The organism is Nakamurella sp. (genome assembly GCF_048594475.1).
Lineage (GTDB): Bacteria > Actinomycetota > Actinomycetes > Mycobacteriales > Nakamurellaceae > Nakamurella.
This window is the reverse complement of sequence record NZ_JBMDXT010000243.1, coordinates 1-16,104: the sequence shown is the minus strand read 5'-3', so window position 1 is coordinate 16,104 and position 16,104 is coordinate 1. Positions and strand designations below refer to the sequence as shown.

General features: G+C 74.2%; 14 protein-coding genes and 1 pseudogene. 9 read left to right on the top strand and 6 right to left on the bottom strand.

All coding sequences use genetic code 11. The features are described 5' to 3' along the window. Positions 1–1,636 (bottom strand): AfsR/SARP family transcriptional regulator (locus tag ACOJUF_RS11250; RefSeq protein ID WP_420121938.1); only part of this gene is annotated, 1,636 nt, incomplete at its 3' end. 99 nt (positions 1,637–1,735) lie between these two features. Between ACOJUF_RS11250 and ACOJUF_RS11245 the strand changes: the two genes are divergently transcribed. Both ACOJUF_RS11245 and ACOJUF_RS11240 read left to right on the top strand, forming a co-directional pair. Continuing rightward, positions 1,736–2,398 (top strand): Pr6Pr family membrane protein, encoded by a 663-nt coding sequence (locus tag ACOJUF_RS11245; protein WP_420121937.1) that lies wholly within the window; start codon positions 1,736–1,738, stop codon positions 2,396–2,398. Next, entirely contained in the window at positions 2,395–3,705 is a 1,311-nt protein-coding gene (locus tag ACOJUF_RS11240) for a CoA transferase (RefSeq protein ID WP_420121936.1), read from the top strand. Before ACOJUF_RS11245 ends, ACOJUF_RS11240 begins: the two co-directional genes overlap by 4 nt. A gap of 132 nt (positions 3,706–3,837) precedes the next feature. On the opposite strand, the gene ACOJUF_RS11235 is transcribed toward ACOJUF_RS11240, so the two are convergent. Then, positions 3,838–4,605 carry an IclR family transcriptional regulator gene (locus ACOJUF_RS11235; protein WP_420121935.1) on the bottom strand — a complete coding sequence of 256 codons (768 nt, stop codon included), beginning with the start codon at positions 4,603–4,605 and terminating at the stop codon, positions 3,838–3,840. Positions 4,606–4,795: 190 nt separating this feature from the next. Next, positions 4,796–5,866 carry a D-2-hydroxyacid dehydrogenase gene (locus ACOJUF_RS11230; protein ID WP_420121934.1) on the bottom strand — a complete coding sequence of 357 codons (1,071 nt, stop codon included), beginning with the start codon at positions 5,864–5,866 and terminating at the stop codon, positions 4,796–4,798. 297 nt (positions 5,867–6,163) lie between these two features. On the opposite strand from ACOJUF_RS11230, the gene ACOJUF_RS11225 reads away from it, so the two are divergent. The 3 genes from ACOJUF_RS11225 to ACOJUF_RS11215 are packed head-to-tail and all read left to right on the top strand — an operon-like array spanning position 6,164 to position 9,091. Further along, complete coding sequence (locus ACOJUF_RS11225) at positions 6,164–7,570, top strand: MFS transporter (RefSeq protein WP_420121933.1); 1,407 nt, start codon at positions 6,164–6,166, stop codon at positions 7,568–7,570. 4 nt (positions 7,571–7,574) lie between these two features. After that, positions 7,575–8,327 (top strand): fumarylacetoacetate hydrolase family protein, encoded by a 753-nt coding sequence (locus ACOJUF_RS11220; RefSeq protein ID WP_420121932.1) that lies wholly within the window; start codon positions 7,575–7,577, stop codon positions 8,325–8,327. Beyond that, entirely contained in the window at positions 8,324–9,091 is a 768-nt protein-coding gene (locus tag ACOJUF_RS11215) for an SDR family oxidoreductase (protein ID WP_420121931.1), read from the top strand. The genes ACOJUF_RS11220 and ACOJUF_RS11215 overlap by 4 nt, the downstream gene beginning before the upstream one ends. A gap of 9 nt (positions 9,092–9,100) precedes the next feature. Here the strand turns inward: ACOJUF_RS11215 and ACOJUF_RS11210 are convergent, their stop codons facing one another. Next, positions 9,101–9,946: a protein kinase domain-containing protein gene (locus ACOJUF_RS11210; RefSeq protein WP_420121930.1), complete on the bottom strand. Its 846-nt coding sequence runs from the start codon at positions 9,944–9,946 to the stop codon at positions 9,101–9,103. A 341-nt stretch (positions 9,947–10,287) separates the two neighbouring features. Continuing rightward, on the bottom strand, positions 10,288–12,015 hold the full coding sequence (locus ACOJUF_RS11205) for an ABC transporter ATP-binding protein (protein ID WP_420121929.1): 1,728 nt from the start codon (positions 12,013–12,015) through the stop codon (positions 10,288–10,290). Between the two features lie 103 nt (positions 12,016–12,118). On the opposite strand from ACOJUF_RS11205, the gene ACOJUF_RS11200 reads away from it, so the two are divergent. The 3 genes from ACOJUF_RS11200 (at position 12,119) to ACOJUF_RS11190 (ending at position 14,824) form a co-directional block, all read left to right on the top strand. Next, positions 12,119–13,459 (top strand): sensor histidine kinase, encoded by a 1,341-nt coding sequence (locus tag ACOJUF_RS11200; RefSeq protein ID WP_420121928.1) that lies wholly within the window; start codon positions 12,119–12,121, stop codon positions 13,457–13,459. After that, on the top strand, positions 13,456–14,085 hold the full coding sequence (locus tag ACOJUF_RS11195) for a response regulator (RefSeq protein ID WP_420121927.1): 630 nt from the start codon (positions 13,456–13,458) through the stop codon (positions 14,083–14,085). Before ACOJUF_RS11200 ends, ACOJUF_RS11195 begins: the two co-directional genes overlap by 4 nt. 97 nt (positions 14,086–14,182) lie before the next feature. Next, positions 14,183–14,824: a hypothetical protein gene (locus ACOJUF_RS11190; RefSeq protein WP_420121926.1), complete on the top strand. Its 642-nt coding sequence runs from the start codon at positions 14,183–14,185 to the stop codon at positions 14,822–14,824. 82 nt (positions 14,825–14,906) lie between these two features. On the opposite strand, the gene ACOJUF_RS11185 is transcribed toward ACOJUF_RS11190, so the two are convergent. After that, positions 14,907–15,677 carry a FadR/GntR family transcriptional regulator gene (locus tag ACOJUF_RS11185; protein ID WP_420121925.1) on the bottom strand — a complete coding sequence of 257 codons (771 nt, stop codon included), beginning with the start codon at positions 15,675–15,677 and terminating at the stop codon, positions 14,907–14,909. Positions 15,678–15,896: 219 nt separating this feature from the next. Between ACOJUF_RS11185 and ACOJUF_RS11180 the strand changes: the two are divergent. Then, positions 15,897–16,104 (top strand): annotated as a pseudogene (locus tag ACOJUF_RS11180) (gluconate transporter); the annotation flags it as partial.

Below are 16,104 nucleotides of genomic sequence, written 5' to 3'. Positions count from 1 at the left end.
CGGCGACCACCGCGGCGAGCGAGGCCCCGCCGGTGAACCCGGCGATGACCAGGAGGACCCGCTGGTCGTCCGGGAAGAGCAGGTCGTAGCTCCACGAGATGGCCGCGGCCAGCCCGCGATGCCGATCGGGGCGGCGCCCCGACGGGTCGCTGAGCAGCGCGAACCGGTCGTCGAGCCGATGCGCGATCTCCTGGACCGACAGCACCTTCGTCCGCGCGGCCGCCAGCTCGATGGCCAGCGGGATCCGGTCCAGGGCCAGGCACAGGTCGCGCGCGGCCGCGACCTCACTCGGGTCCGGTCCGGACGACCGCCGCCGCCGCGCGGACCGGCTGACGAACAGGGCGACCGCGTCCTCGGTGGACAGCGGCTCCACGGCCAGCAGGATCTCGCCGGGCAGGTCGAGCGGCACCTGGCTGGTGGCCAGCACCCGGAGGCCGGCCGCCGCGGCCAGTAACCGTTCCACCAGGTCGGAGGCCGCGTCCACGACGTGCTCGCAGTTGTCCAGCACGATCAGCGCGTCGATACCGCGGAACCGCTCGGCAACCGACTCCCACGACGGGGCAACCATCGACAGGGCCGTACCCACCGCAGTCAGTACGGTCGCCGGGTCGGCGGCGTGTTCGAGGCGGATCAGCCAGCACCCGCCGGGCGCCGGGTACCGCCGGGCCGCCTCGATCGCCAGGCTGGTCTTGCCGACCCCGGCCGGGCCAACCAGGGTCACCAACCGATGCCGCGACCCGAAGGCGGCCAGCTCGGCGAGTTCGGCGTCGCGGCCGAGCAGGTCGGCGACCATAGCCGGAAGGTTGCCCGCCCGGTTCGGTGGGTCGCTCCGGGTCGGGTCCGGCGGCCGGTCCTGAGGCGGCGTCGCCAGCCGGTGGGTCACCGGGGCCGGGCCGGCCAGCGCCGGATCCGCGGCCAGCAGGCGGCGCTCCAGTTCCTGCAGCTCCGGGCCGGGATCGATGCCAAGCTCGTCGGCGAGCCGGCCCTTGATCCGGCGGTACGCCGCCAACGCGTCGGCCTGCCGGCCGTCCCGGTACAGCGCCGTCATCAACATCGCCCAGAAGCGCTCCCGTAACGGGTATGCCTCGACGAGCTCGCCCAGCTCACCGACCAGTTCGCCGGACGATCCAAGATGCAGGCGGCCGGCCGCCCGGTCCTCGATCAGCCCGAGGCGGGTCTGCTCGAGGCGGGCTCGCACCGGCTCCGCCCAGGGGGCATCCCCGGCCGTGGCCAGGATCGGACCGCGGAACAGGGCCAGGGCCCGATCGCAGTCGTCGACGGATGCCTGCGCGTCCCCGGCGGCCAGGTGGGCGCGGGCCGCCGCGGCCAGCCGGCCGACGTCCAGCGCGTCGATCTGCGCCGGATCGATCCGCAGCGAGTAGCCACCACCCGTCTCGACCACCAGGTCCCGGCTCCGCAGGGCTCGTCGCAGTTGAGAGACCTTGACCTGCAAAGTGTTCCGCGACGGCGCCGGAGTCATGGACCACAGGTCGGCCAGCAGCCGGTCCGCCGCCACGACCGTGCCCGCCGCCACGGCGAGGCGGATGAGCAGCTCGCTGGCCTTGCCGGCCGGCACCCGGATGACCTCGTCGGCGCTGCGCACCTCGAGCTGCCCGAGCACCGACACGGTGAGCACGCCAGGATTGTCGCAGGTCACACCGCCGAACGCGGCCTGGTGGCGGTCCGCCGGACCGGCGCCGATCATGGGAGGATCCGTCCGCTGCCGAGAGGGACCATGGAGACCGCATCGCACCGCACCGCGGCGGCCGAGGAGCCGTCGCCCGGCCCCGGCCCATCGCCGGTGCGCGCCGCCACTCTGGTGTCTCGGTCGGTGCTCGCCGGGCTGGCGTGGTGGGGCCTGCTGGCCGCCCTGGACGGCGACCTCGCCCAGCTCAAGTACTTCTCCCAGGTCACCACGCTGACGGTTGCGCTGGCCGCCACGCTGTCGGTGCTCGTGCTCGCGGCGGGCCTGGACCGGGGGTCGGCCCGGTGGGCGGCGGTCGTCGCCTGGGGCCGGGGTGCGTCGACGACCTACGCGATCGTCACCGCGGTGATCTACCAGACCTTGCTCTCCGGTGACCTGTCCCGCACGTCCAGCCTGCTCGAGCATGCGGTGGTGCCGGCCCTGGCCGTGCTGGACTGGGTCATCACCGGACCGGGCCTGCCCGGGCGGCGGCAGGCCTGGTGGGTGCCGGCGAGCTGGCTGGCCCTGCCGATCGGTTACCTGGGCGTCTACGTGACCGTCCGCGACCGCACGGGCCGTCCCCTCTACCCGTTCCTCGACCCCGAGGCCGGCGGCCGGTTCTGGACGTGGGTGGGCATCATGCTGGCCGTGTTCGCCGTCGTCGCGGTCGTCGTGTGGCTGGCCGGGGTGCTGCGGTCGCGGTGGCGCCGGTGACGGTTCCCGGCGTGATCATGACCGGCCCGGAGACGGTGCTCGCGTCGCGGTACGACGTCACCGGGCTCGCCGCCGACGCGGTGGCCTGGGCCGCGTCCGGGGCGGCCGAGCTGCTCTCCGTGCGGAACGAGGAACCCCCGCGGGCCGTCACCGTCGACCGGGTCGCCGCGGCCGCGGCGTTCGCCGGCGAACGGTTGCTCAGCCCGATCGGCTGGTCGCTGCCGCCCATCTGGGATCCCCTGGCCGGCGACTACCGGGCGGCCGACGGGTGGGTCCGGCTGCACACCAACTACCCGCACCACCGGGCCGCCGTGCTGGCCGGCCTCGACCTGCCGACCGACGGCTGGTCCCGCGAGGTGGTGGCCGCGGCCGTCGCCGGCCGCCTGGCCGACGACGTGGAGTCGGCGGTGGTCGCCGCCGGCGGGCCCGCCGCCGCCCTGCACCCGTACGCCGCCTGGAAGGCGGCCGTCGCCCCGGAGGCGACCGCGGTCGATCTGGCCCCGGTGGCCCGGCTGACCCTGCCGCCCGCGGCCTCGCCGTACGCCGGGGTGCGCGTGCTCGACCTGACCCGGGTGATCGCCGGACCGGTCGCCACCCGGTACCTGGCCGCCTACGGGGCCGACGTGCTCCGGATCGATCCGCCGCACTTTCCCGAGGTGCCCGCGCTGCTGCCCGAGGTCACCCCGGGCAAGCGCTGCGCGTTCCTGGACCTGACCACCGAGCGGGCCCGGTTCCTGGATCTGGTCCGCCAGGCCCACGTGCTGGTGTGTGGGTTGCGGGCGGGCGCGCTGGAGCGGCTCGGGTTGCCGGCGGCGGCCCTGCGCGCGATCAACCCGGGGCTGGTCATCGCCCGGCTCAACGCGTACGGCTGGGCGGGGCCGTGGACCGGCCGTCGCGGGTTCGACAGCCTGGTGCAGATGAGTTGCGGCATCGCCTATGTCGACGACCATTCGCCGCCGTCACCGCTGCCGGTCCAGGCCCTGGACCACGCCACCGGGCACCTGCTGGCCGGCTGGATCGGCCGGGCCCTGGCCGAGCAGCTGCGCACCGGGCACCCCGCCGACATCCGCACATCGCTGGTCGCCACGGCCGGCGCGCTGATCGCGCGGGAGCGACCCGCGCAGTTGGGCGCCGGGCCCGGTGGCGAGGTCGGCACGATCGAGTGGCCGGATTCGGTGTTCGAGACCATGCCCACCGTGTGGGGGCCGGCCCGGCGGGTCCGGGTGCCCGGCACGATCGCCGGCGTCACGCCCCGCTGGTCGGTCCCGGCGGGACCGCTGGGGCGGCACCCGGCCACGTTCGCCTGACGGCGGCCCGCGCGAGCCGTCGGCGGGCCGATGGCCGGCGGTGGGTGGCCGGTGGTGGGCCCACCGGCGGTGGGTGGCCGGCGGGCGTCCGGCGGCGGGCGGCGGCGGCCGACGGCCGACGGCCGACGGCGGTCAGGCCGACAGCAGCCGCGGGCGGGTCAACCGGGCCGCCGCCTCCCGCAGGGCCGCGAGCACCGATTCCCGCTCGGTGGCGGCCCCGGTGGGATGCACGATCGACACCCCCAGCCCGAACGACGGGCTTCCCGGCACGAGCACGGCGATGCCGAGCACGGTCGGGTGCACCTCGCCCTCGTCGAGCGCGTAACCGCGCTCGCGCGTGGCCGCCAGCTTGGCCTGCAGCTGGGCGATCGTGGCCGTCGAGCGTTCGGTGAAGCAGGCGAACTCGCGCGGGTCCCAGTAGAGCGCGGCCACCCGTTCGGGGGTGAGCTCGGACAGCAGCGCCGTGCCCACCGCCGTGGCCGACGCCGGGTAGCGGTCACCCACGCTCGCCGACAGCGGGAAGCGTTCGCGCCCCTCGTGCACCGCCAGATAGAGCACGCGGGCCCCGTCCAGCATGGCGATCTGCACCAGCTGCCGCCGCAGGACCGCGGATTCCTCGCACACCCGGTAGAACTCGCGGATCTGGTCGAAGCCGGACAGGTAGGCGCTGCCCAGCTCGACCGTGCGCCGGCCGAGCAGGTACCCGGCGGCGGTCCGGCGGACCAGCCCGCCCTCCTCCAAAGCCGCGCACAGGTTGGACACCGACGACTTGGCCAGCCCCAGGGTGCGGGCGATCTCGGACAGCGTCAGCGTCTGCCCCGGCTGCTCGGCGAGCAGATCGAGGATGCGGATCGACCGGGTGACGGCAGGCGCCCCGCCGGCCCGGTCCGGTTCGGTCATCGGAGGATCCTCCCCGCCCGCCGTGGTGGAGCACCGGGCGGGTCCGTTCGCCGATCCGGGCGCACGGACCGTCGGCCGGCTTCCGCCCGGCGCACACTCCGCCCGCCGCCGCCGCGACCGAGCCACCCCACGAACCATCCGCGGTCCTGCGCCCGGCAGAAGCTCGGCGGACCGCCGGCGCCACGGCGCATCAGTAGAACTCGACGGTGTCGACCCGGTTGATCAGCTCCCCGCCGTCGAGGAACCGGGTCGCGTTGCGGGCGAACAGGCGCGCGATGAGCCGGTCCTCGGCCGAGTTCAACGCCGCGGTGTGCGGGCTGACGAGCACTCGGGGGTCGTCCCACAGCGGGCTGTCGGCGGGCAGCGGTTCGACGGCGAACACGTCCAGCGCGGCGAAGCCGATCCGCCCGTCGGTCAGCGCCTCGATCATCGCGTCCTGGTCGATGACGGTCCCGCGGCCCACGCTGACCACCGTGACCCCCGGCTTGACCTTGGCGAACACCTCGCGGCTGACCAGCCCCTCGGTGGCCGCGGTGCCGGGCAGGCTGACCACGATGCCGTCGACGCCGCCGACCTCGTCGACCAGCGCGTCCGGGTGGATGACGCGATCGACGCCGGCGACCGGGTCGGGATGCCGGCTGGTGCCGATGACGGTGGCGCCCAACGCCTGCAGCTTGGCCGCGGTGGCCCGGCCGATACTGCCCAGCCCCACCAGCAGGATCGTCTGCTGGGACAGCAGACCCATCTCCCACCGGCCCGACCACTGCCGCTCCTGTTGCTGCCGCAGCAGGCGGGGCAGCGTCTTGGCCCCGGCGAGCAGGCCGAAGACGGCGTACTCGGCGAGCGGCTCGGCGTGCACGCCGGCGGAGGTGCTGAACGCGATCCGGGCCAGCGCCGCACCGGGCAGTCCGGCCGCCTTGACCTGGGCGCCGCCGCCGGCGGGCATGGTGTGCACCCAGCGCAGCCCCGGATTGGCGGCGGCCGTGCGGGCCAGCTCGGCCGGCGTCTCGTCGGGCACGCCGTACAGCACCTCGGCCGAGTCGACCAGGGCCTCGAACGCGGCCTGCTGGGCGGGCGTTCGCCGGAAGTCGGGATCGCCACTGTGGTCGCCCGGGAACCGCTGCGGCTTGAGCAGGCTCTGGTCCCGCACGAAGTCGATGCGGGGCTCGGCGGCGACGATCTCGGCGATCAGGTCCTCGCTGATCGGGGTCGCCGCGACCACACGCAGCCGGCGCCGACCGGCATTCTCGGGTTCCGTCATCGGATGTCCTCTCCTGAAGGGCCTGAGTGGGCCAGGCCAAATCGTAGTACTTGTTCAGCACTCTGAACAGAGTCCTGCGAACTGAGATGTCCAACGTTGTCGTCACGGCGACGCAGGGTCACACGCGCTCACCCGATCAGAGTATTGAACTGTTCTCCCTCCAGTTTCATAGTATGAATACATCCAGCGAGGAAGTCCTCGCATACGATTCCTTCGCAGTCAGTGCGGACCGCCGGGCCTGGGGCCATCGTGGCGAGTGCACTGGAGCCGGAGCCCGTCCCCGTCAGGAGCCACCTCATGGCCGACCACCCCACCGCCTCGGATTCCCGGGTCCGCGGCAGTGACGACCCCGAGTACGCCGCCAACCTCAAGCGGGCCACGCTGGCCGCGTCGGTCGGCAGCGCGCTGGAGTACTACGACTTCGCGCTGTACTCCCTGGCCTCGGCCCTGATCTTCGGCAAGATCTTCTTCCCCGGCCTGGGCGACGCGGCCGGCACGGTGGCCTCCCTGGCCACCCTGGCCATCGGCTTCCTGGCCCGGCCGATCGGCGGCCTGTTCTTCGGCACGCTGGGCGACCGGCTCGGCCGCAAGTGGGTCCTGATGATCACGATCGCCCTGATGGGCGGCGCGTCCACGCTGATCGGGGTGCTGCCGACGGCCGACGCGATCGGCGTCTGGGCGCCGATCCTGCTGATCCTGCTGCGGGTCTGCCAGGGCTTCGGGGCTGGCGCCGAGCAGGCCGGCGCGACCACGCTGATGGCCGAGTACTCCCCCACCCGCCGTCGCGGCTACTACTCGGCCCTGCCCTTCGTCGGCATCATGCTGGGCACGCTGCTGGCCTCCGCGGTCTTCGTGGGCCTGGGCCAGGTGCCGACCGAGGCCCTGCTCGGCTGGGTCTGGCGCATCCCCTTCCTGGCGTCCATCTTCCTGATCCTGGTCGCGGTGTTCATCCGGATGCGGATGGCGGAGAGCCCCACGTTCGTGAAGCTGGAGAAGCAGGAGCAGGTCTCCGAGCACCCGCTGGGCGAGGTATTCCGCTCGTCGACGCCGAGCATCCTGCGCGGCATCGGCCTGCGGATGGCCGAGAACGGTGGCTCGTACATCTACCAGACGCTGGCCATCACCTACGTGAGCAAGCTCGGCGTGCAGACCTCGGTCGGCCCGCTGGCGGTGGCCATCGGCGCCATCCTCGGCCTGGTCACCATCCCGGTCGCCGGGGCCCTGTCCGACCGGTACGGGCGGATGCGGATCTACCGCATCGGCGCCGTCGTCCAGTTGCTGCTGGCGCTGGCGGCCTGGCCCCTGCTCTCCACCGGCAACGCCGCCGTCACGGTGGCCGTCATCGCGATCTCCTACGGCGTCGGCGTCAACATCATGCTGGGCGCGCAGTGCGCCGCGCTGCCCGAGCTGTTCGGCTCCCGGCACCGCTACATCGGGGTGGCCGTTGCCCGCGAGTTCTCCGCGATCATCGCGGGCGGTATCGCCCCCTTCGTCGGCGCGCTGCTGCTGGGCTGGTTCAGCAACTCCTGGGTGCCGCTGGCGGTCTACGTCATCGTGCTGACGGCGATCACCCTGTTCACCACGTTCGTCACCCCCGAGACCCGGTCCCGCGACCTGACCCTGCTCGGCGACGCGCTCACCGACTCGCCGGAGCAGGTGGCGCAGCGACCGGCCCCGGTCACCGCCCGCGCGGTCTCGGTCTGACGCCATGCGTCTGGCCCGCCTCGCCACCACCCGCGGTCCCCGGCCCGTCCTGGCCGACGGGAACGACTGGGTCGAGATCGACGATCCGTTCGCCCCGATCCCGGTGCCCACCGGGGTCCGGCACCCGCGCAGCGGCGCGCGGCTGCTGGCCCCGGTCCGCCCGCAGGTCGTGCTGGGCATGGCCCACAACGGCGCCCCCGGCGACCGCGATCGGCCCCGCCAGGCGTTTCTCAAGTCGCCGCGCACCGTCGTCGGGCCCGGCGAGACCATCGTCATGGACGACGAGCTCGGCCGGGTCAACGTGGAATGCGAACTGGCGGTGGTGATCCGGCGGCCGTGCCGGCACCTGACCGCCGGCGAGGTGGCGTCCGCGATCCTCGGGTACACCACCGGCAACGATGTGACCGCGGTGGACCAGATCGCGCTGGACGAGAAGATGACCCAGTCCAAGCACGGCGACGGGTTCACCCCGCTCGGCCCGTGGATCGAGACCGGGCCCCCGCCGGACGGGGTCGGTCTCACGGTGCGGGTCAACGGCGAAGTGGTGGCCACCGGCAACACCGACGGGCTGGCCTGGTCGGTCACCGAGCAGCTGGTGTACCTGACCCGTTACCTGACCCTGGGCCCGGGCGACGTCGTGCTGACCGGAGCCCCCGGCACCTTCGCCGCGGTCGAACCCGGTGACGTCGCCGAGGTCTCGCTGGATGGCGGCGACCCCCTGACCAACCCCGTCGTGGCCCGGGGCGGTGCCCGATGACGCCGTTCGACCTGACCGGCCGGCTCGCCCTGGTCACCGGTTCCAGCCGGGGCATCGGGCTGGCCATCGCCGCCGGCCTGCTCCGGGCCGGCGCCCGGGTGGTGCTCAACGGCATGAACCCGGACCGGCTCGCGGCGACCCGGGACGAGCTGGCGGCCGAGTTCGGCCCGGCCGCGGTCGCCGGCCGGGCGTTCGACGTCACCGCGCCCGACCAGGTCGCCGCCGCGGTCGCCGACGTCGAGGCCGGGGTCGGGCCGATCGAGATCCTGGTCAACAACGCCGGCCTGCAGCACCGCCGGCCCCTGCTCGAGCTGGACCTGGCCGACTGGAACCGGGTCCTGGCCACCGATCTGACGAGCGCCTTCGTGGTCGGGCGGGAGGTGGCCCGGGCCCAGCTCGCCCGCGGCCACGGCAAGATCGTCAACATCTGCTCGGTGCAGACGGAACTGGCCCGCCCGTCCATCGGCGCCTACACCGCGGCCAAGGGCGGCCTGCGCAACCTGACCCGGGCGATGACGGCCGAGTGGGCGGGCGGCGGCCTCCAGATCAACGGCCTGGCCCCGGGCTACATCCACACCGAGATGACCCAGCCCCTGGTGGACGACGCGTCCTTCAACGGCTGGATCGTCGGGCGCACCCCGGCCGCCCGGTGGGGGACGCCCGCGGACCTGGTCGGTCCGGCGGTGTTCCTGGCCTCGGCGGCGTCGGACTTCGTCAACGGGCAGGTGCTTTTCGTCGACGGCGGCCTCACGACCGTGGTCTGACCCGCGCTCTCAGGCCGGCGTCAGGCCGGCCGGCCAGGGGCGGCAGGAGGGGTCGAACAAGTCGGCCACGGCGAGCAGCGCGGCGTCGACGAAGGGTCGCGCGCCCGCCGGTCCCGTCATCGCCGCCAGCCGGTCCACCAGCGCGCGGGCGCCCGCGTCGGCGGCCAGGTCCGGCCGGGCCGAGGTCACATCGACTGCGCTGCAGGTGGTCTCGGCGTAGGGGGCGGCGGCCAGCGCGGCCAGCACGGTGGCCCCGATACCGAAGACGTCCATCTCCGCCGCGATGGGGTCGCCGGCCTCCAGTTCCGGGCTGGCGAAGCCGGGGGTGCCCACCGGCCGGCCCGCGGGCTGCCGGCGGCCCAGCGGCCGGGCCGACCCGAAATCGACCAGCACCGGCCGGCCGTCGCGGATCAGCACGTTCTCCGGCTTGACGTCCAGGTGGGCGAGCCCGCGGCGATGCAGGTCGCGCACCGCGGCGAGCAGGTCGACGGTGACCAGGGCGGCGAGCCCGACATCGATCGCCGGCAGCTCGTCCAGCGCCGTTCCGACGACGAACTCCGTTGCGATCCAGGGAATTCCGGCCGCCAGGTCGGCGCCGAACAGCCGGGGCAGGGCCGGGTGCACCGTGCCGGTCAGCGCGGTGACCTCGCGGGTCAGCGACCGGGGCGGCCGGCCGGGGCGCCCCAGCTTGACCAGGGTGGGGCACCACAGCGCCCGGGACCAGCCCAGCCAGGTCTCACAGCTGGTGCCGACCGCGATCCGCTCGATCGCGCTGATCCCGGGGACCAGGTCGGTCCCGTCGGCCACCCGCCAGACCGGCTGCCCGTCCCGTTCGTCCGCGGCGATGTCGTGCATGGCGTTCTCCTGTGTCGAAGGAAATCGGTTGTCCGGCCGGCGGGGGGTGGCCCGCCGGCCGGACAGCGTACGGCGACCCCGTCCGGGGGCGCCGTCAGCCGCGGGTGCGGGTGCGGGTCCCGGTGCGGGTGCGGGTCCGGCTGCGGCCCCGGTGGTTCGGGCCACCGGCGGTCCAGGTGCTCGTGACGATCATTGCGTTCACCTCCTCCTCTGTGCGGGTCGGGGCGCGGGGCGCCGTCAGCCGCGGGTGCGGGTGCGGGTCCCGGTGCGGGTGCGGGTCCGGCTGCGGCCCCGGTGGTTCGGGCCACCGGCGGTCCAGGTGCTCGTGACGATCATTGCGTTCACCTCCGTTCCAGGGTCAGGGTCGGACACTCGTCCCCGGACGGGGCGAGATCGGTTCGCGGGTCGCGGATGTCGACCACGCGGTCGGCGATCCGGGTGACCCGCTCGTCATGGGTGACGATCAGGGTGGTGCGGCCCCGGCGGCTGGCGACCACGGCCCGGAGGACCGCGTCGGCGGCGGCCGGGTCGAGGGCGGCCGTCGGCTCGTCGAGCAGCAGCAGCGACGCCCCGGACACGGCCGCCCGGGCGAGTGCGATCCGGCGCCGCTGGCCGCCCGAGAGCCGCACACCGCCCTCGCCGAGCCGGGTGTCCCAGCCCTGCGGCAGCCGGTGGACGAACTCGTCGACGTGCGCGATCCGGCCGGCCTCGAGCACCTCGGCCCGGGTCGCGGTGCGCGAGCCGAACGCGATGTTGGCCGCGACGGTGGCGTCCAGCAGCCACGGATCCTGCGGGACGAACGCGATCCGGTCGCGCAGCGCCCCCTGTTGCAGGGTCCGGGCGTCCCGGCCGTCGATGAGCACCCGGCCGGTATCCGGGTCGTACAGCCGCAGCAGCAGGTTGAGCACCGTGCTCTTGCCGGCGCCGCTCGGACCGACCAGGCAGACCAGCTCGCCGGGTGCGAGCTGCAGGTTCAGCTGCCGCAGCACCGGGTGGCCCGGGTCGTACCCGAAGCCGACGTCCAGCAGTTCGACCTGCCGGATGGCCGGAACCGTTGTCGCATGCGGACTGTCGAGCACGCCCAGGTCGCAGTGCAGGACGTCGGCGACCCGTGACGCGCTGGCCGATGCCTTGGCCAGCACCCCGGACAGCCGGGTCAGCGAGCGCACCGGGGTGTACAGCTGCCGCAGGTAGGAGGTGGCGACGAGCAGGGCGCCGACGCCCAGCGCCCCGGAGAGCACCTGCCAACCGCCGACCACCAGCACCAGCCCCGTCCCCAGGGCCAGCACCGCGTCGGACAGCGGCAACCAGCGACTCTCCACTCCGACCGCGGCCGTCTCGACGGCGGCGACCGATTCGTTGCGGCGGCGGAAGGCGGCCGACGCGTGGTCGGCCCGGCCGAATGCCTGCACCGCGCGGACGTTGCGCAGCAGGTCGGTGGCGGCCGCGGTCAGCCGGCCCGACTCGGCGCGGGCCCGCTGGTGCGCCGCCCGGACCCGGCGCCGCTGCCGGACCGACAGCACCGCCAGCAGCGGCACCACGGCCAGGCCGATCGCGGCCAGGCCCGGGTCGACCCAGATCAGCAGCAGCAGCGAGCCGGCCAGCAGCAGGCCGTCGGCCAGGGCCCCGGCGCACAGCGCGACGAGCGCGTCGAGCACCCGGCCGACGTCGGTGGTGAGCCGGGAGACGAGTTCGCCGGTGGGCTGACCGTCGTGCCAGCGCAGCGACCGGGTCAGGCTGTGGTCGAACATCCGCTGGCGCAGCAGCGCCCCGCACCGCTCGGCCGCGCCCTCGGCCAGCCGCTCGCCGGCCATGTCCAGCAACCCGGCGCCCAGGCCGACCGCGATCAGGACCAGGCCGCACCCGGCGACGACCAGCCGCGGCTCGGTACCGGCGAGCGGTCCGGGGGCGGCGCCCGCCGTCACGGTGTCGACCGCGATCGCCAGCGGCCACGGTTGGGCCAGCGTCAGGCCGATGCGCAGCACCGACACCAGGGCCGCCAGCGCCAGGGGCACGGCGGTGGCCCGGGCCGGGGCGGCGAGCACGGTCGCCAGGTCGGAGCGGAACATGCCGATGACGATGCTCGGCGCGCGGTCGGGCCCGCCATTGACCGATGGTCGTAGCACCGTCGTCCGATCCGCGCCGGCGCCGGCGCTGGCTACGATCCGAACCATGTCGACCGCGGCCCGGACCATCGCTCCGCTGCCCGCGGCACCCGCGCGCAGACCCGTCTCGATGGCCGGCCTGCTCGCCCGGTTTGCCGGCGCCGGGCTGCTGGTCTCGGTGATCCTGGCCGTCCTGCTGGCCGTGCTGTCCCGGCAGGCCGGCACCGACCAGGCCGAGCAGGCGGCCCGGCAGGTCACCTGGCTGACCGCCAAGGGGATCGTCGAACCGCGGCTGACCCCGGAGGTGCTGGCCGGCGATCCGGCCGCCCTCGAGGAGTTCAACGCGGCGATGAACGCCTACGTCGTCCAGGGTTCGCTGGTCCGGGTGAAGCTGTGGGACGCCACCGGCCGCGTCGTCTACTCCAACGAGAGCCGGTTGATCGGTGAGACTTTCCCCCTCGGCGAGGAGGAACGTCAGGCGCTGACCACGGGCGGCACGAACTCGGAGATCAGCGATCTGGCCAAGCCCGAGAACCGGTACGAGGCCGGCTTCGGCGCCCTGCTGGAGGTGTACACGGGCATCGCCGGACCGGACGGCCGGCCGTTGCTGTTCGAGGCCTACTTCCTCTACGACTCGGTGGCCGAGGCCGGGCAGGCCCAATGGCAGACGTTCGCGCCGGCCGCGCTCGGCGCGCTGCTGCTGCTGGAACTGGTGCAGATCCCGTTCGCCTGGTCGCTGGCCCGGCGGGTGCAGCGGCAGCAGCAGGACGCCGAACGGCTGCTCCGGCAGGCGATCGACGCCTCCGACGACGAGCGCCGGCGGATCGCCGCCGACCTGCACGACGGGGTCGTCCAGGATCTGGCCGGCCTGACCTTCGCCCTGGATGCGGCCCGGCTCGGCACCCCGGACCCGGCGCGGGACCGCGCGCTGCTGGCCGAGGCGGCGACGCAGCTGCGGCGCACGACCGGCGAGATGCGGTCGCTGCTGGTCGAGATCTACCCGCCCGACCTGGCCACCGAGGGACTGGGCGCGGCACTGGTCGAACTCGCCGGCGCGCTCGAAAGGGACGGCCTGCGAGTCGATCTGGATGTCGACGAGGCCGACGGCCTGCCGTTGCCGGCCTCCTCGGTGCTGTTCCGAGCGGCGCAGGAGATCCTGCGGAACGTGGTGGCGCACAGCCGCGCCCGCGAGGTGAGCGTGGCCGTGCGGCGGGCGGCCGGGTCGGCCACCCTGGTCGTGGACGACGACGGTCGCGGTTTCGACGAGGCCGAGCTGCCCGAGCGGCAGCGCGCCGGGCACGTCGGGCTGCGCTCCCTCGGCGACCTCGTCCGGGACAGCGGTGGCCGGCTCGTCGTCCGGTCGGCCCCCGGTCAGGGCACCCGGGTCGACGTGCAGGTGCCGGCGTGATCCGGGTGCTGGTCGTCGACGACCACGCGATCGTCCGCCGCGGGCTGGCCGACCTGATCCGCACGGCCGCCGACCTGGACGTCGCCGGCACCGCCGCCGACGGCGCCGAGGCGATCGCCCTGGCCGCCGACCTGGGACCCGACGTCGTCCTGATGGACCTGTCGATGCCCGGGATCGACGGGGTCGCCGCCACCGCGCGGATCCTGGCCGCGCGACCGGAGATCAACGTGCTCGTGCTGACCTCGCTGGGCGACCAGCAGTCGATCAACGGTGCCCTGGAGGCGGGGGCCCGCGGCTACCTGCTCAAGCACAGCGAGCCCGAGGCGATCCTGGCCGCGATCCGCGAGGTCTGCACCGGCGGGTCACCGCTGGACCCGAAGGCCGCGCGGGTGTTGCTGGACGGCCGCCGGGCCCACGTCGACACCCGGCGGGAGAGCCCGCTGACCGCCCGCGAGGAACAGGTGCTCGAGATGGTCGCCGACGGCCTGGCCAACAAGATGATCGCGCGCCGGCTGGGCATCACCGAACGGACCGTCAAGGCCCATCTGACCAACGTCTACCAGCGGATCGGGGTCGCCGACCGGACGCAGGCCGCCCTCTGGGTCGAACGGAACCGGCGGTCCTGACGCGGGCCGTCCGCGTCCGCGGGTCCGGGCCGGCCGGGGGGGTACTAGTACCAGCGTCCGATGGTGCGCCGGCCCGGTCGCCGGTCACCATGGTCGGGTGGACGAACTCGATGAGCGCGGCCGGCCGGTCGTCTTCGCGGTGACGGCCGCCCCGCCCCCGCCGACCCGCCGGTGGCGGGCGATCGGCGGGATCGCGGCCGGTGTCGTCGTCGCCGCGGTCGTGCTCGGCGGCACCGTCGCACTGGCCGCCCCCTCGTCACCGGCGGGTACGTCCGAGGCGCCGCCACCGCTGTGGTTCACCCCGCCCGCCGCCGACCCGTCCCCGGCTGGAGCGGCGACGTCGTCGCTCTCGCCGGCTGCGTCGAGCAGTGCAACCCCGTCCGTGGAGTCGACGAGCAGCGACGGCTCCCCCACGCCGGCGGTCGACGACCACGGCGGGGACCGGCCGGACACCACCGACGATGGTTCAGGGACACCGGCCGACGCCGACCGCGCGCCCTCTTCGGACGCGCCGGGTGGCGCGGCCGCGACGACGGACGACCACGACGGCGGGTCTGCGGGACCGACCGCGACGGGAGACGACTCCGGCGGATCGGGCTCGGGGACCGGTTCGGGGTCCGGCGGCCGTACCGGATCCGACGATTCCGGGTCGGGGTCCGGCCGGGGCGGCTCCGGTTCGGGCGGCAGCGGGGGTTCGGGGTCAGGTTCCGGCTCGGGCCGCGGCTCCGACGACGGCTGACCCGCCCTGCGCCACCCCTTCGGCCGTTGATCATGCCGAAGGCGGGCGGGGCGGCCGGGATCGGCGCCGGGCTCCGAGCGCCTCAGCCGCGGGCGAGCAGGGAGGGCAGCGGGCCGGGCAGGGCGACGTGGGCGGCGTCGCCCCCCTGATGGATCTCCCGGATCGCGGTGGCCGTCTCCACCACGATCGCCCGCATCGCCTCCTCGGCGCCGGCCGGGTCGCCGGCCTGGATGCTCGAGGCGACCACGCCGTGCAGGCGAACCGCTTCGGGCTCGGCGACGTGCGGCATGAGCGCGTGACGGGTGCGCCCGGCCAGCACCTCGGCGACCACCTCGGCCAGGCCGGCCAGCATCGGATTGCCGGAGGCCAGCAGCAGGGTGCGGTGGAAGTCGATGTCGTGGCCCAGGTACTCCGCGTGGTCGGCGGCCTTGGCCGTCGCCGACATCCCGATCACCGCGGCGGTCAGCGCCCCACACTGGGCCGGAGTAGCCCGGGTCGCGGCCAGCCGGGCGGCCAGCGGTTCGACCGCCGACCGCAGCTCGGACAGGTACTGCAGGTGGTCGAGCCGGTCGCGGCTGGCCAGTCGCCAGCGAATGATGTTGGGGTCGAACGGATTCCAACGGTCGGGAGGCAGGACGGTGATGCCGACCCGCCGGCGGACGGTGATCAGCCCCATCGACTCGAGGACCCGGACGGCCTCCCGGACGACCGTCCGGGACACGCCGAGCTGCTCGGCCGCTTCGTCGGCCACGATGCGACTGCCCGGGGGCAGCGCCCCGGACACGATGTCCCATCCCCACCGTTGAACGACCGAGTCGTGCAACTGTTTCGGTTCCCCCGGGCCATCGAGCATGTGATCAGTATGCCGGTCCACCCCGGTTGAGGATCATCAGACCCCGCGCGTGGATCTATTCATATGCTTTTTCACGGCTCACTCTTGTAATCGTCGTCCGTATCTGACACGATCGACTCACTCTGATGAGGTCGTGCGACGACCGCGCGACCGTGACCGATGACGATTTCCGGAGGCCCGATGTCTGTGCCGTTGTTGGTGGCTGCGCCTGATCCGGTGGTGCCGACGGGGTCGAACACCCAGTTGATCGTGGCGGCGTTGGGTGGGATCGCGGTGATCGTGCTGTTGATCACCTATGCCAAGTTGCATGCGTTCCTGGCGTTGATGATCGGGGCGATCTCGGTCGGGATCGCGGCCGGGTTGGGGTTGACCGCGTCGGTGACGGCGTTCGCCAAGGGGTTCGGCGACACGATGGGTGGTGTCGGGA

What these genes read in the sequence shown, in the direction of transcription:
- ACOJUF_RS11245 (WP_420121937.1), top strand. Translation starts at nt 1,736, where the DNA reads ATGGAGACCGCATCGCACCGCACCGCGGCGGCCGAGGAGCCGTCGCCC.
- ACOJUF_RS11235 (WP_420121935.1), bottom strand. Translation starts at nt 4,605, where the DNA reads ATGACCGAACCGGACCGGGCCGGCGGGGCGCCTGCCGTCACCCGGTCG.
- ACOJUF_RS11230 (WP_420121934.1), bottom strand. Translation starts at nt 5,866, where the DNA reads ATGACGGAACCCGAGAATGCCGGTCGGCGCCGGCTGCGTGTGGTCGCG.
- ACOJUF_RS11225 (WP_420121933.1), top strand. Translation starts at nt 6,164, where the DNA reads ATGGCCGACCACCCCACCGCCTCGGATTCCCGGGTCCGCGGCAGTGAC.
- ACOJUF_RS11220 (WP_420121932.1), top strand. Translation starts at nt 7,575, where the DNA reads ATGCGTCTGGCCCGCCTCGCCACCACCCGCGGTCCCCGGCCCGTCCTG.
- ACOJUF_RS11215 (WP_420121931.1), top strand. Translation starts at nt 8,324, where the DNA reads ATGACGCCGTTCGACCTGACCGGCCGGCTCGCCCTGGTCACCGGTTCC.
- ACOJUF_RS11210 (WP_420121930.1), bottom strand. Translation starts at nt 9,946, where the DNA reads ATGCACGACATCGCCGCGGACGAACGGGACGGGCAGCCGGTCTGGCGG.
- ACOJUF_RS11205 (WP_420121929.1), bottom strand. Translation starts at nt 12,015, where the DNA reads ATGTTCCGCTCCGACCTGGCGACCGTGCTCGCCGCCCCGGCCCGGGCC.
- ACOJUF_RS11200 (WP_420121928.1), top strand. Translation starts at nt 12,119, where the DNA reads ATGTCGACCGCGGCCCGGACCATCGCTCCGCTGCCCGCGGCACCCGCG.
- ACOJUF_RS11185 (WP_420121925.1), bottom strand. Translation starts at nt 15,677, where the DNA reads ATGCTCGATGGCCCGGGGGAACCGAAACAGTTGCACGACTCGGTCGTT.